This is a genomic window from Corynebacterium wankanglinii (assembly GCF_013601005.1).
Classification (GTDB): domain Bacteria; phylum Actinomycetota; class Actinomycetes; order Mycobacteriales; family Mycobacteriaceae; genus Corynebacterium; species Corynebacterium wankanglinii.
Map to the genome: position 1 here is coordinate 1 of NZ_JABFED010000002.1, position 13400 is coordinate 13400.

The following is a 13400-nucleotide window of genomic DNA, read 5'->3' on the forward strand; positions in this document are numbered from 1 at the left end:
AGGTGTGTCGGTGGTTGATAGCGGCGGGGAAACGCCCGGTCCCATTCCGAACCCGGAAGCTAAGCCCGCCCGCGCCGATGGTACTGCCCCCGGGAGGGAGTGGGAGAGTAGGTTACCGCCGACCCAATAACTTCACACTTATGCACCCGCCCACACCATGTGGGCGGGTGCTTTTTCATTTGCGTGCAACCGCAACCGGGTCACCCCGCAAGCAATCAGCAGCCAGTAATGGGCTGCGTGTGCGGCGGCGCTGATTGTGTGGTGAACGTCGAGTACCCCAGGTCGAGCACACGCGTGGTCCGGGCCGTACTCGACCACCACGCGACGCGGCGGGCCCGCACCACCCCGCCCGCGCACGATCTGACACTGGGCCCAGAATCAGGCCGTGTTCCCCCAGGACAGCATTGGTGACATGCCACATCATGCGCACACCCATCATGACGGTGCTTCCTGGAAGTCGAGTACCCCACGTCGAACACACCCCACCACCCGTGCCCTACTCGACAAGCATAACCCGCACCACCACACCGCAATCAACAGCGGGACTCTGCCTATCGACAGGAGGCCACATACGCCGCGGTGGCAGGATCCGCACCTACGATGACGCCTGCTGTGGCGAAAGTCGAGTACCCCGGGTCGAGCACACCCCCGTACAGCCACGGACTCGACCACCACCACTCGACCTCCGCACCCGACACAGCGGCCCGCACCACCCCGCCCGCGCACGATCTGACACTGGGCCCAGAATCAGGCCGTGTTCCCCCTGGTCGCCATAGGTGATATGTCAGATCATGCGCACACCACCCGGACAACCGCACTGCGTCCAACCACCGTTTATTGCTGGAGGTTGAGTACCCCAAGCCGAACACACCCCCAAAACCCGGATGAGCTCGACCACCCGCACCCGAACACCCGAACACCCGGACACTAACCGGGACATATCCGCGGGGATGCGGGACGGGTCTGACTCGCGGTGGAAGGCTTTCCTATAATGATCGAGATTGGAAACGGAGGTCCCTTATGTCAGGAGTGGACGAAGGAGTCGGTCAGGAGCGTTCGTTCGGAGACGGAGCGCAACGTGACTCTGGTAGCCGCGGCGAGAAGACCGCGCGGGGTCACCGCGAAAACGCCGCCCGCGAAGAGCGCGACCCCCGCGGGCGCGCAGGCCACCGCCGAGATGGTGGCCGTGGTGACGGGCGAGGTCGTGGGGAGGGACGCTCTGAGGGCCGAGGTGGCCGTGACCGGCGTGGCGATAGTCGTGCGCGAACTGGTGGTCAAAATGGTGGTCGAGGTGGCGGCCGCCATGGTGAAGACCACGGTCAGGGCGGCGATCGGCGCGGTCGCGGTGGCGTGCGGCACGATCGTTCCAACCCACGCCGGGAAGGCTTCCGCGAGGACCGGATGGCGCAGAAGGAGCTGGAGCCGGATCTGCCCCAGGACTTGGAGGTCTCGGATTTGGATCCGTCGGTCCTTCAGGATTTGAAGGTGCTGTCGAAGGACAACGCGGAGCGCGTCGCTAAGCATATGTTGATGGCGACTGACCTGCTTTACGACGACCCGCAGCTGGCCCTGCGACATGCGCGCGCGGCGAAGAACCGTGCTGGTCGTGTCGGTGTCGTGCGTGAGACGAATGGCGTGGTGGCGTACCACGCGGGGGAGTGGAAGGAGGCGCTCTCGGAGCTTCGCGCGGCGCGTCGAATCTCTGGCGGGCCTGGATTGCTCGCTGTTATGGCGGATTCAGAACGTGGCTTGGGCCGCCCGGAGAAGGCTCTTGAATTGGGCCGCAGCCCGGAGGCCCGGGACCTGGACCGAGACGCGCAGATCGAGCTTGCGATTGTTCTCGCTGGTGCCCGCCATGATTTGGGTCAGCACGAATCGGCTGTGGCGCAGCTGCAGCGTTTGAACCCGTCCCTGGACTCGGAGGGTTTTGCGCAGGCGCGTTTGAGTTACGCGTACGCGGATGCGCTGCTGGCTACGGGTGATCGGGCCGAGGCGAAGCGGTGGTTTGAGCACGCGGCGAAGATTGACGTCGACGGCATGACAGACGCGGCCGAGCGTGTGTCCGAGCTGGGTTAAACGGATGCGCCTGACGGACGAACACGACGGTCTGCTGCTGGATTTGGACGGAACTGTCTGGTCCGGCGGCGAAGGCATAGCTCATGCAGTGGACGCCATCCAGGCCTCCGGGCTGCCCGCCATGTACGTGACCAACAATGCCTCCCGCAGTGCATCCGATGTTGCGGAGATGCTGCGCAACATCGGGCTTACCGCGCACGAGAGCGATGTGCTGACCTCGGCCATGGCGGCGGTAACTATGGCGGGCCGCTATCTTGAGCACGGCGACGCGGTCTACGTGGTTGGCGCGCCGTCGTTGCGTAAGTTGGTCAGGGATGCTGGCTACGAGCTCGTGGAAAGCGCCGACGGTGATCCGAAGGTAGTGCTGCATGGTCACAACCCGGATACCGGGTGGCGTGAGCTTTCGGAAGCAGCGTTGAGTCTGCAGCGTGGCGCCAAGTATTTGGCCACCAACCTCGATACTTCTTTGCCGATGGAACGCGGGCTGATGGTCGGCAACGGTTCGATGGTCGCGGCTGTGACGTCGGCCACCGGTGTGGTCCCGGAGGCCGCGGGAAAGCCGGAGCCGGCGATGTTTGAGCAAGCTGCTTCTTTGCGCGGGATGCGGCGGCCTTTGGCGGTCGGAGACAGACTTGACACGGATATTGCCGGTGGTGTGGCTGCGGGGATGCCCACACTTCATGTGCTCACGGGTGTCTCCGGGCCGCTCGCGCTACTAGAGGCGCCGCCCGCGCACCGTCCCACGTACATCGGCGCCGACATGCGCGCCCTTGCTGAGGATCCGGATGCGCTTGTCCCCGGTGCCCAGGAGGGCTTCGTGGCTCGTCTCGACGGCTCCGCGGTTGTTCTCACCGGCGGTGCTGCTGGCGCCTCGAGTGTGGGGGCGTTGCGCACTGTGCTCGAGGTGGGGTGGGCGGGAGCAGACGCTCCGGTAGAGGTTCGAGCTGAATCCGAGGCCGCGGAAGCAGCAGTCTCGGCGTGGCGGTGATGCGCGTGGCTCCCGCTCCCATTCCACGCGATCCCCGGGCGGCGAAGATCAGTGCAGACGAAGTCTCTCGGCGTGTCGAGTCCATCCTGGCTGAGCCCGTTGAAGACCTTGCGGCCGAAGTTGATGCGCTGGCCCGTGCCCATTCGGTGCTGCGCGAGGCCCTCACCGATAACTAGCTATCCCGACAACGCAGGAAAGGGGACACACCTCAGTGGCTCCGAAACGTACGCGGCTCGACGCCGAGTTAGTCCGCCGGAAGATCGCCCGTTCGCGCGATCAGGCACAGACGTGGATCAAGGAGGGCCGCGTTCAAGTCGGCGGTTTCGTGGCTACTAAGCCTGCGACGGTGGTGGAGCCGGAAGCGTCCATCAAGGTCAACACCGAGGATGTGGACAACTGGGCGTCGCGTGGCGCTCACAAGCTGTTGGGAGCACTCGAGGTGTTCGCAGCGGGTGGGCTCGTGGTGGAAAAGCGCAAGGCGCTCGATGCTGGCGCGTCCACGGGCGGTTTTACGGATGTGCTGCTCAGCCGCGGCGCCAGCGAGGTGGTGGCCGTGGATGTCGGGTATGGCCAACTGGTGTGGCGGCTGCAAAACGACGAGCGGGTGCGGGTGCTCGACCGCACAAACATCCGCCACCTCACTCCGGAGATGATGGGCGGGCCTGCAGACCTTATGGTGGGGGATCTGTCGTTTATTTCATTGCAGCTGGTGCTTCCTACTCTCGTGGAGTGCATGGAGGACGGGGCGGACATGTTGCCGATGGTGAAGCCGCAATTCGAGGTGGGCAAGGATCGCCTCGGTAGCGGCGGGGTGGTTCGTTCACCGGAATTACGCGCCGAAGTTACGTTGGATGTCGCTCGCTTCGCTCAGTCCCTGGGCTTATCGGTGCGCGGTGCGACCGCCTCCCCGCTTCCAGGGCCGAGTGGAAACGTGGAATACTTTTTGTGGCTGGTGAAAGACGGCGGGGCGCAGAGGCTCGATGACGGCGCGCTGACCGATCTGGTGAACCGGGCGATTGAGGAAGGACCGAAGTAGATGGGTGGATCGACACACCGCGAGATCTTGCTGGTGCCCCACCTGTTCAGGGCCTCAAATATCGACTCGGCGGCGCGCGCGACTGAGCTTCTGCAGGACGCCGGCATCGCGGTTCGGCTCTTAGAACAAGAGCAGATGGACGTTATCGAAACCAACCCGGTGCTTTGCGGGCTATCCCGGGCGGCCTCGAACGGCGATGCCGCGGCTGGCTGCGAATTGGTGCTGGTCCTCGGCGGCGACGGAACTTTCCTGCGCGCGGCGGGTTTCGCTCGCGCGCAGGACATTCCGGTCCTGGGAATAAACCTGGGGCACGTTGGATTCCTGGCGGAGGGGGAGGCCGCGAGCTTGGAGAAGGTCATCGGGCAGGTCATCGACCGCTCCTACCGGGTTGTCGAGCGTATGACGCTGGACATAGCGGTTATCGGGGAACATGGAGATGTGCTGGGGCGCGGGTGGGCGCTCAACGAGTGCAGCATTGAAAACTCGGACCGCTCCCGGGTGTTGGATGCGACGCTGGAGGTGGATTTCCGCCCGGTGTCCTCTTTCGGCTGCGACGGCGTGCTCATTTCTACCCCGACGGGCTCAACCGCATACGCGTTTTCTGCCGGCGGGCCGGTGATGTGGCCGCAACTCGACGCGATTTTAGTGGTCCCGAACAATGCCCACGCCTTGTTTGCGAAGCCTTTGGTGGTTGCTCCGACCTCCACCGTGGCGGTTGAGTCGGAGCGGCAAACCACCCAGGCGACGGCGGTGATGGACGGCCAGCGGCGCTTGACCGTCCCGTCCGGGTCGCGTGTCGAGGTGGTGCGGGGCGAACGTCCGGTTCGCTGGGTACGCTTGGACGACAGGCCGTTTACAGACCGGTTGGTGGACAAGTTCCAGCTTCCGGTTTCCGGGTGGCGCGGCCCGCGCGGCTCGTAACAAGCCAACGAACACAGGGAGGCACGTTTTTGCTCGCTGAGATCTCTATCTCCAACCTTGGCGTAATTCGCCACGCCTCCGCGGAACTTTCCCCTGGGTTGACGGTGCTCACCGGCGAAACGGGCGCGGGTAAGACGATGGTGGTCACCGGGTTGCGCTTGCTTACGGGTGGGCGCGCTGACGCATCTCGGGTCCGATCTGGGGCCGATGGTGCGGTTGTGGAAGGCGCGTTTGGTACGCAGGCACTGTCTGAGGAGGCGCGGAATGCCGTGTCCGGAATCGCTTCCGGCGCGGGCGCGGACGCGGACGAGAACGGCGAGTATGTTGTGTCGCGCTCGGTGAAGGCGACCGGTCGCTCTAGTGCACATCTTGGAGGACGGAAGGTGCCTGCGGCGACACTCGGCGATCTCGCGGGGCACCTGTTGACGATTCACGGGCAGAACGACCAGTTGCGGTTGATGGCGCCAGAGCAGCAGCTGGCGGCACTCGACCGTTACGACCCCGCTATACGGGCCAGGCTCGATGCGTACCGTGATGCATACACTGCCTGGCGGGCGGCTTCCAAGGACCTCAAAGACCGCACGGAGAAGCGCTTGGAGCTTGCTCAAGAGGTTGACCGCCTGCAGTTCGCCATCGAGGAAATCGACGCGGTTGCCCTCCAGGCCGGAGAGGACGACGAGCTGGTGGCCACCATCAACCGTCTCCAGGATGTCGATGCGCTACGTGAGGCGGCGGAGATTGCGCTTGTGGCTATCGACGGTGCCGATGCCGTCGGCGGGGTCGGCGGGGTCGGCGGGGAGGAAGAGCCGGCTTCAGATCTTGTGGGAAGGGCGCAGGCGGCGCTCGAAGGCGCGAGCGACCAGGAGCTCAGGGATTTAGGGGCACGCCTCGGCGACGTGGCCGGGGTGCTTTCCGACGTCTCGGCGGAGCTGGGCAGCTACATGGGGAGTCTTCCTTCCGACCCTGAGGAGCTGGAGCGCCTCTTGCAACGCCAGCAGGAGATCAAAGCGTTAACGCGAAAATACGCTCCTGACGCGGCAGGGATTGTGGCATGGCGTGAGAAGGCTGGGGCGAGGCTGGCCAGGATAGATACGTCCGAAGGTGCCGTCGAAAAGCTGAAGGCGAAGGTAGCCGAACTCGAACGCGGTATGAAGCAGCGCGCTGGCGCACTCACGAAGGCACGGGTTAAGGCTGCGGCAGAACTGGGTGCCGCGGTGACTGAGGAGTTACACGGGTTGGCGATGCCAAAGGCACAGCTCACTGTCGAGGTAGCGGAGGCGCCGTACGGCCGAGACGGTGCGGATGCGGTAGAGATCCTGCTCGCGCCGAACGCATCGCTGGATCCGAAGCCGCTGGCAACCAGCGCGTCTGGCGGTGAGCTCTCCCGAGTCATGCTGGCGCTCGAGGTGATCCTCTCTGAATCCTCAAGCGGCGCCACGTTGGTCTTCGACGAGGTCGATGCGGGCGTGGGCGGGCGTGCGGCCGTGGAGATCGGCCGGCGCCTCGCCAGGCTGGCTCGCGGCAACCAGGTCATCGTGGTCACGCACCTGCCGCAGGTGGCGGCGTACGCTGATACGCATTTGCACGTGTCCAAAGACGTCGGCGATGAGGCGGTGACATCGGGGGTTGCGGTCCTCGATAACGAGGCGCGTATCGAGGAGCTTGCCCGCATGATGGCGGGAATGGACGACTCGGATACGGGGCGCGCCCACGCGGCGGAGTTGTTCGCTCGTGCGCAGAGCGAGATCGAGCAGTTACGCGGCTAAACCCCCGCGCGCCTCCCCGGTTTAAGCAGGTCACCGTTGCACAATGATGCGCATGACTGTTGCACCCTCCGCCGTAGAACCCACGAAGGAACCGCCCTCGGCTGAACTGCGCGGTACTTTGCGTGACTGCACGCCGCAGGGCAAAGGACTGGGCAAGTTAGGTGAGGGCGACATCGTGTTTGTCGATTCCCCCGACATGCAGCGCCGCCTCGCCGAGCAGATCATCTCGCACCGCCCGGCGGCCGTCGTCAATCTTGCCCCGTACTCGACCGGTACCCTGCCCACATTTGGTCCGCATTTGCTTCTCGACGCAGGCGTTCCGCTATTCGAGGCGGCGGGTACCGAGATGCGCGCGAAGATCCGCGACGGCAAGAAGGTCACGGTCTCGTCGACCGGTCAGATTACCGTCGGCCGCAAGGTTGCCGGCCAGGCACAGCCGGTGAGCCGAAGCGAGGTGGACGCGACGTTCGCACAAGCGCAGCGCGGACTGGTGGAGAATATGGAGGCCTACTTCGGCAACACTATCGAGTTCATCCACTCCGAGGCGGCACTGCTCATCGACGGGGTGGGAGCGCCCGAGCTCGGCGACGTGATGGCTGACCGGAAAGTTGTCGTCGTCTCTCCAGCGCCGGATACACGGCAGCGGTTGACAGAGCTGAAGAACTTCATGCAGGAGTACACGCCCGTGGTCATTGGCGTCGGCTCCGCTGCCGACACGCTCGCAGACATGGGGTATGCGCCGGACATCATCGTTGGGGACCCGACAGATGTGGCCGCGGAAAACCTGCGGTCTGACGCACGGGTAATACTGCCGGCTGATCCGGACGGCTACGCACCGGGGCTTGAGCGCATCCAAGATCTGGGAGTGGGCGCGATGACGTTCCCGGCGGCCACGGATTCCCCCACGGACTTGGCCATTTTGTTGGCCACTTTTCACGATGCGGAGATGATTGTGACGGTGGGGCAGCCCGTGGAACTCGACCGCATCTTCGCGGACTCGGCGACTACGGCTGGCACCCCGGTGACGGAACCCGCCGCGTTGCTGGCGAGGCTGAAGGCCGGGCGCAAGATCGTGGATTCAAGCGTCATCACTAACCTCTACGCCGTGGAATCCGGTGCTGGAGTGGCGTGGGCTTGGGCGATTCTCGGCGTGTTAGTGGCAGCCGCCGTTGTAATCCTTATCGCAGGCTTGGGCGGCGATGGCAACTTCGCCGGCAATCTCGTGGATACGTGGAACACGATCGTATTGACGGCGCGCGACTGGTTCAACGGCTTGGGCAGCTAGGAGGCATTGATGGCAAAGACGAAGGGCAGGGCTGGACTCATTGCTGCGGGTCTGGGCTGGGGGCTGGCGCTCGGTGTCGCTCTGGGTGCGTTAGTTTTGGCTCCCGCCATGCCGGGTTCGGTGGACTTGGGGTTTTCCGAGTTCAAGCCCGAGGCGAAGGCGAATGTCGATGAGGAAGCCCTCGCCGCGGCGGAAGCGCGCGCGGAGGAAGCCGACGATCTGCTCGCACAGGAGTCCGGCTCAATCGTGTCTGGGGCGCTCAAGGACGTTGCAGTCACCATCGTGCGCACTGCCGAGGCTGACGCCGACGATGTCGAGTCCGTGCGTTGGCTGCTTAACGCCGCTGGCGCTTCTGATTCGGGCGAGCTCACGCTTACGGAGCGTTTCACCGACCAGGCTGGTGCGGATGAGCTGTCCACCATCGTGGCAAACACCTTGCCCTCAGGCGCGCAGTTGTCGGTCCAGGACCGCTCACCGGGCACGCACGCCGGGGAGTCGCTCGCCGCAGTGCTGCTCAGCGACGGCGCCTCCGGTGAATCCAAAACTTCGCCCGAAGACCGCACGCTAGTGCTGGAAACGCTGCAGCAGGCTGGATTTATTGAGTTCAGCGGATCGCTCGTTCCCGCCGAGGCAATCGTCATTGTGGACGGCCCCGAGCGCAGTGGGGAATTCAGCGCGAAGCTTGTCAGCGACTTTGCCAAGGCAATTGGGGCGCAGGGCAGGACGGCGCTGGCCACGCAAGGTGCCCGCCCCGCCCTCATTGACGGTGTGAAAGTTGTAGGCGGTGTGGACCGCGAAGCCGGGCGTATCAAGACCGTGCTAGCCGTGTCCAGCGGCGCCCCCGAGATGTAAAACTCGTAGGGTAGAGCCCATGAGCCACGAATTCAGCGTTACTGAGTCTGAGGTCCTGCTTGACGCACCGATAATTGCGGTGCGCCGCGACCAGGTTGTCATGCCGGGCGGTACCGAGGCTGCCCGCGAGATTGTGGAGCACTTCGGCGCGGTCGCTGTCGTGGCTCTCGACGACAACGGCCGAGTAGCCCTGGTGGAGCAGTACCGCCATAGCGTGGGGGAGCGGTTGCTCGAGCTGCCTGCCGGTTTACTGGATATGCACGCAGAGGACGAGCTGACCTGTGCGAAACGTGAGCTCCAGGAGGAGGCTGGCCTGGCCGCCGACGAGTGGGGTGTCCTGGTGGATCTTGTGACGTCGCCGGGGTTCGCGGAGGAAGCCGTGCGTGTGTTTATCGCCCGCGGTTTGACGGACGTGGACCGGCCGGAGGCGGAAAACGAGGAGGCCGACATGGGGTTGCTGTGGATGGACCTCGACGAGGCTGCAGACAACGCGCTCGCGGGTGCCATCGCGAATTCGATTGCGGTCTCGGGCATCCTCGCTGCCGCCCGTCTCGTCGCCCGCGGGGATAGGCCCCGGAGCGTGGGGGAACCGTTCCACTTCCGTCCGGCGTCGTTGGCGGACCGACGGGCGAGGCAAGGCATCGTGCCGGATATGAAGCGGATTTCTACGGGTGGACGCTGATTCGCTGGCGCAGCGTTGGCTGACCCATCTTGCGGTGGAGCGAGGGGTCTCACCCCACACGCTGAGCAACTATTCCCGTGATGTGCGCCGGTACACCGCTTGGCTCGCCGGTGCGGGCCTGCACGACCTGACCCAGGTCACGCCCACGGACATTGAGGCGTATGTCGCCGATCTCCGGCGCGGCGTGGATGGGGCGCGGCCGCTCGCGGCGTCATCTGCGGGTCGCGCTCTGACTGTTGCCCGCGGGCTGCACAAGTTCGGGGTTGAAGAGGGCGTGCTTCCGGCAGACGCTGCTGCGGATGTTTCCCCGCCGTCGGCAGGCGAGCGGCTCCCGGATACTCTCAGCATCGACGAGGTCGCTGCGCTTCTCGACGCCTGCCCAACCGAGACGCCGTCAGGTTTGCGCGATAAGGCGTTGTTAGAAACCCTCTACGCCACAGGTGCCCGCGTCTCGGAAGTGCTGGGTTTGAGCGTCGACGATGCAACTGCAGCGTTGGACGGCGAGCACGGCGGCGTACTCGCCGTCACGGGCAAGGGCAACAAGCAGCGCCTGGTGCCTCTCGGGTCGAAGGCTCAGGAAGCGTTGCAGGCGTACCTGGTACGAGGTCGCCCAGCGTTTGCCAACGGATCATCGCACGCGCTGCTACTGAACAAGCGCGGGGGTCCGTTATCCCGCCAGAGTGCATGGAACGCGATCAAGCACGCGGCCCAGCGCGCGGGCATTGACAAAGAGGTCTCCCCACACACCCTGCGGCACTCCTTTGCCACGCACCTGTTAGAGGGCGGAGCTGACGTTCGCAGTGTGCAGGAACTCCTCGGCCACGCTTCAGTTACCACCACGCAGATTTACACCCACATCACAGCGGATAACCTGCGCGAAGTTTGGCGCAGTACCCACCCGCGTGCGTAGACTCGTCCTCTTAACTTGGGCATCGCTGTCTGCCCCCTGTTCCGGACGAGAGGACCTCAACACATGCGAACTACCATTCGGCGCCCGCGGATGATCGCTGCAGCGACGCTGCCCGCCGTCGCGCTTCTAGCAATGCCGCTGCACCCGACAGCCAGCGCGCAATTGCCAGAAGGCTTGAGCCCGCAACAGGTGCAATCGATGCTGCCCGGGGAGATTTCGGTACCAGCAGGGCAAAGCACGACGGTGGATGTGGGCGTGCCAGTCAACGTGAATTACTCATCGGGCGGCTGGACCGTGACGTCGTCCGGGACGTCCGTGACGGTGAGTGCTCCCGACCAGCCCGGGGCCACCGCCGCAGTACCGGCGAGCGCCGGTGGCTATACGGCGACGGTGAACCTCGTGGCCGTCGGCGACGCAGCCGCAGATACCGGGTCGGATCCCGCGCCGCGCGGGGCGGACCCCGCACCGGAGGGTAACAGTAGCTCCGCAGGAAATGGTGGAGCCGCAAATAGCACGCCGGACGGAGGGGGTAAAGACGCTGGCAGGGCAGGCGGCAGCGGTGTAGCTCCTGCACCCAAGGTGTCCCACCCGCAACGATCCAGGGCTGAGCCTGCAGACAGCACAGCCGCCAAGAAGCTTTACTTCGACGGTGAGATACGGGGCAACCAGCTAGTTGTGAAGGTGCCGCTCAGTCGAGTGAAAGATCTGCTGAAGTACGCGAGCTACGACACCGAGGGGGCCACGCTTCGCTACCTGGACGTCAACGGACACATCATCGAAGGTGTCGAGCGCAAGGTGGACAAGACGAGCCGGACGCTGACCCTCACGTATCCGGAAGGCGAGACGCCGGATAACCCGTTCATCATGGAGATGGTGCGGGACGGCAAAGCGGAGTTCGTGGTGGTGGTCACCGCAACGAACGCAGCAGTTGAGCGAGCGGAAGGGGACGACTCCGAAAGCGAGTCCGGCGCATATGCCACGGAGAATCAAGGACGTGGGGTTGACGGGACGTCGTCGAGAAGCAGTGTGCTGCCGCTGGTTGTCGCCGGAGTTTCGCTGCTTGCGGCTCTTGCGCTCTTGATCGCCCTGCTGCGCAGGAGGCGCGGGCGGGCGTAATGACAACGTTGTAAGATGACGTAAGTCAAGGGTTTGGACGTGATTGATGGAAAGGGCAGGCCATGGCGGACGAGGCGCTGTTTGACGCTGCGGACCAGAAAACGTTTCTGACCGGGCGGCCGTGGCGTGAGTTCGCCCAGCCGAAAGAACTGGACAAACACGGGCCAGCCACCGTGATTTCCATGGTGAATCAGAAGGGTGGTGTGGGTAAAACTACCTCGACGATCAACCTGGGGGCGTGTTTAGCGGAGCAGGGGCGCAAAGTCTTGCTGGTGGACCTCGACCCGCAGGGAGCGCTTTCTGCCGGGCTCGGCGTCTCGTACGAGGAAGAGCAGGTCACGGTCTACGACCTCCTGTTTGACACCACGGCGAGCATTCACGCCGCGATTCACAAAACGAACGTCTCCGGGCTCGACGTGGTTCCGGCGAACATCGACCTGTCCGCAGCGGAAATTCAGCTGGTCAACGAGGTTGGCCGCGAACACACGCTTGCCAGAGCACTGCGTCCTGTACGGGGAGAATACGACTTCATTATCCTCGATTGCGGGCCGTCTCTCGGCCTGCTCACCGTCAACGCGCTCGCCTGTTCGCAGGGCGTGATCATCCCGATGGAGTGCGAGTACTTCTCCCTCCGCGGCCTGGCGCTCTTGACTGACACGGTGGAAAAGGTGCGCGACCGCATCAATTTCGACCTAGACATTGTCGGCATCCTTGTCACCATGTTCGACCGGCGAACCACTCACGCCCGAGAAGTGATGGACCGGGTTGTCGAAGTATTCGGCGACCGTGTTTTTGACACTGTTATCACCCGTACCGTCCGCTTCCCGGAGACGTCGGTGGCCGGCGAGCCGATCATTACGTGGGCACCGAATTCCCAGGGTGCGCAGCAGTACCGCGACTTGGCCCTCGAGGTTTTGGAGCGCACGAGCTAGTGGGCGACAACGCCCCCGAGCGTTACCAGCAACCCGAGATCACCGGGTTTACGCTCGCGCTGCAGAATTTCGAGGGGCCATTCGATCTGCTGCTCAGTCTCATTCAGTCGAGGAAGCTGGATGTTACTGAGGTGGCGCTCGCCGAAGTCACCGACGAGTTCATCGCCTATACCCGGGCGCTGGGTGAGTCGGAGGCGCTAGATGAGGTCACGGAGTTCCTCGTGGTGGCGGCGACACTGCTCGACCTGAAAACCGCGCGTCTGCTTCCTGGCAACGACGGGGACAGCGTCGAGGATTTGGAACTGTTGGAAGCCCGTGACCTGCTGTTTGCAAGGTTGCTGCAGTACCGCGCGTACCAGCGCGTAGCCGACCAGTTCGCCGAGTGGCAGCAAAACGCAGCACGTCGCTATCCGCGCGCCGTGTCTATGGAACCGAGGTTTGTAGATCTGCTGCCTCCGGTCGAGTTGGCGCATACGCCGGCGAGTTTCGCGGAGCTTGCAGCCAGCGTGTTTCGCCCCCGTCCGCCGGAAGAGGTCCGGACGGACCACCTGCACGCGGTGGCGGTGTCCGTTCCCGAACAGGCCGGCAAAATGCTCGACACCTTGAAGCTTGCCGGCTCAGGGGCCTGGCTGACGTTTGCGGCGCTCACGCGCGACTGCACCCGTTCGATGGAAGTGGTGGGTCGCTTCCTTGCCCTGCTGGAGCTGTATAAGGCCAAGGCGGTGGAGGCGGAACAAACCGAGGCGCTTGGGCGGCTGGACGTGTCCTGGACTGGCCTGGACGTCGACCCAACGGTGGTGGCAGCGTCGAACTGGACATAGGGCCCCGATACACTG

At 64.3% G+C, this 13400-nt stretch carries 14 protein-coding genes and 1 rRNA gene; all 15 read left to right on the forward strand.

Features of this window, described 5'->3' with window-relative positions:
* Window positions 1-6 precede the first annotated feature (6 nt).
* Window positions 7-124 (forward strand): 5S ribosomal RNA (gene rrf / locus HMA55_RS02945).
* An 867-nt stretch (window positions 125-991) separates the two neighbouring features.
* Window positions 992-1483, forward strand: a complete 492-nt coding sequence (locus HMA55_RS11530) for a hypothetical protein (RefSeq protein ID WP_181191601.1) — start codon at window positions 992-994, stop codon at window positions 1481-1483.
* Entirely contained in the window at window positions 1402-2076 is a 675-nt protein-coding gene (locus tag HMA55_RS11535) for a tetratricopeptide repeat protein (protein ID WP_181191602.1), read from the forward strand. The genes HMA55_RS11530 and HMA55_RS11535 overlap by 82 nt, the downstream gene beginning before the upstream one ends.
* A 4-nt stretch (window positions 2077-2080) precedes the next feature.
* Window positions 2081-3064 (forward strand): HAD-IIA family hydrolase, encoded by a 984-nt coding sequence (locus HMA55_RS02960; RefSeq protein ID WP_181191603.1) that lies wholly within the window; start codon window positions 2081-2083, stop codon window positions 3062-3064.
* Window positions 3065-3069: 5 nt separating this feature from the next.
* Window positions 3070-3240: a hypothetical protein gene (locus HMA55_RS02965; RefSeq protein ID WP_181191604.1), complete on the forward strand. Its 171-nt coding sequence runs from the start codon at window positions 3070-3072 to the stop codon at window positions 3238-3240.
* Between the two features lie 35 nt (window positions 3241-3275).
* Window positions 3276-4100 carry a TlyA family RNA methyltransferase gene (locus HMA55_RS02970; RefSeq protein ID WP_181191605.1) on the forward strand — a complete coding sequence of 275 codons (825 nt, stop codon included), beginning with the start codon at window positions 3276-3278 and terminating at the stop codon, window positions 4098-4100.
* Window positions 4101-5021 carry an NAD kinase gene (locus tag HMA55_RS02975; protein WP_181191606.1) on the forward strand — a complete coding sequence of 307 codons (921 nt, stop codon included), beginning with the start codon at window positions 4101-4103 and terminating at the stop codon, window positions 5019-5021.
* Between the two features lie 29 nt (window positions 5022-5050).
* Window positions 5051-6787 carry a DNA repair protein RecN gene (recN, locus tag HMA55_RS02980; protein WP_181191607.1) on the forward strand — a complete coding sequence of 579 codons (1737 nt, stop codon included), beginning with the start codon at window positions 5051-5053 and terminating at the stop codon, window positions 6785-6787.
* A 52-nt stretch (window positions 6788-6839) separates the two neighbouring features.
* Window positions 6840-8072, forward strand: coding sequence for a putative cytokinetic ring protein SteA (gene steA / locus HMA55_RS02985; protein ID WP_181191608.1), 1233 nt, complete (start codon window positions 6840-6842; stop codon window positions 8070-8072).
* A gap of 9 nt (window positions 8073-8081) precedes the next feature.
* Window positions 8082-8924 (forward strand): copper transporter, encoded by an 843-nt coding sequence (locus tag HMA55_RS02990; protein WP_181191609.1) that lies wholly within the window; start codon window positions 8082-8084, stop codon window positions 8922-8924.
* 19 nt (window positions 8925-8943) lie between these two features.
* Entirely contained in the window at window positions 8944-9606 is a 663-nt protein-coding gene (locus HMA55_RS02995; RefSeq protein ID WP_181191610.1) for an NUDIX domain-containing protein, read from the forward strand.
* Entirely contained in the window at window positions 9596-10516 is a 921-nt protein-coding gene (gene xerD / locus HMA55_RS03000) for a site-specific tyrosine recombinase XerD (protein ID WP_181191611.1), read from the forward strand. The genes HMA55_RS02995 and xerD overlap by 11 nt, the downstream gene beginning before the upstream one ends.
* A 63-nt stretch (window positions 10517-10579) precedes the next feature.
* The gene (locus HMA55_RS03005; RefSeq protein ID WP_235961707.1) at window positions 10580-11632 is read left to right on the forward strand and encodes a hypothetical protein; all 1053 of its coding nucleotides are present in this window, start codon (window positions 10580-10582) and stop codon (window positions 11630-11632) included.
* 62 nt (window positions 11633-11694) lie between these two features.
* Window positions 11695-12564, forward strand: a complete 870-nt coding sequence (locus tag HMA55_RS03010; protein ID WP_181191612.1) for a ParA family protein — start codon at window positions 11695-11697, stop codon at window positions 12562-12564.
* Window positions 12564-13385 carry a segregation and condensation protein A gene (locus HMA55_RS03015; RefSeq protein ID WP_181191613.1) on the forward strand — a complete coding sequence of 274 codons (822 nt, stop codon included), beginning with the start codon at window positions 12564-12566 and terminating at the stop codon, window positions 13383-13385. The genes HMA55_RS03010 and HMA55_RS03015 overlap by 1 nt, the downstream gene beginning before the upstream one ends.
* Window positions 13386-13400 lie beyond the last annotated feature (15 nt).

Excerpts from the sequence above, each read along its gene's own strand:
- HMA55_RS03005 (WP_235961707.1), top strand. The coding sequence starts at position 10,580 with ATGCGAACTACCATTCGGCGCCCGCGGATGATCGCTGCAGCGACGCTG.
- HMA55_RS11535 (WP_181191602.1), top strand. The coding sequence starts at position 1,402 with ATGGCGCAGAAGGAGCTGGAGCCGGATCTGCCCCAGGACTTGGAGGTC.
- HMA55_RS02995 (WP_181191610.1), top strand. The coding sequence starts at position 8,944 with ATGAGCCACGAATTCAGCGTTACTGAGTCTGAGGTCCTGCTTGACGCA.
- HMA55_RS02960 (WP_181191603.1), top strand. The coding sequence starts at position 2,081 with ATGCGCCTGACGGACGAACACGACGGTCTGCTGCTGGATTTGGACGGA.
- HMA55_RS02975 (WP_181191606.1), top strand. The coding sequence starts at position 4,101 with ATGGGTGGATCGACACACCGCGAGATCTTGCTGGTGCCCCACCTGTTC.
- HMA55_RS02990 (WP_181191609.1), top strand. The coding sequence starts at position 8,082 with ATGGCAAAGACGAAGGGCAGGGCTGGACTCATTGCTGCGGGTCTGGGC.
- HMA55_RS11530 (WP_181191601.1), top strand. The coding sequence starts at position 992 with ATGATCGAGATTGGAAACGGAGGTCCCTTATGTCAGGAGTGGACGAAG.
- HMA55_RS03010 (WP_181191612.1), top strand. The coding sequence starts at position 11,695 with ATGGCGGACGAGGCGCTGTTTGACGCTGCGGACCAGAAAACGTTTCTG.
- steA (WP_181191608.1), top strand. The coding sequence starts at position 6,840 with ATGACTGTTGCACCCTCCGCCGTAGAACCCACGAAGGAACCGCCCTCG.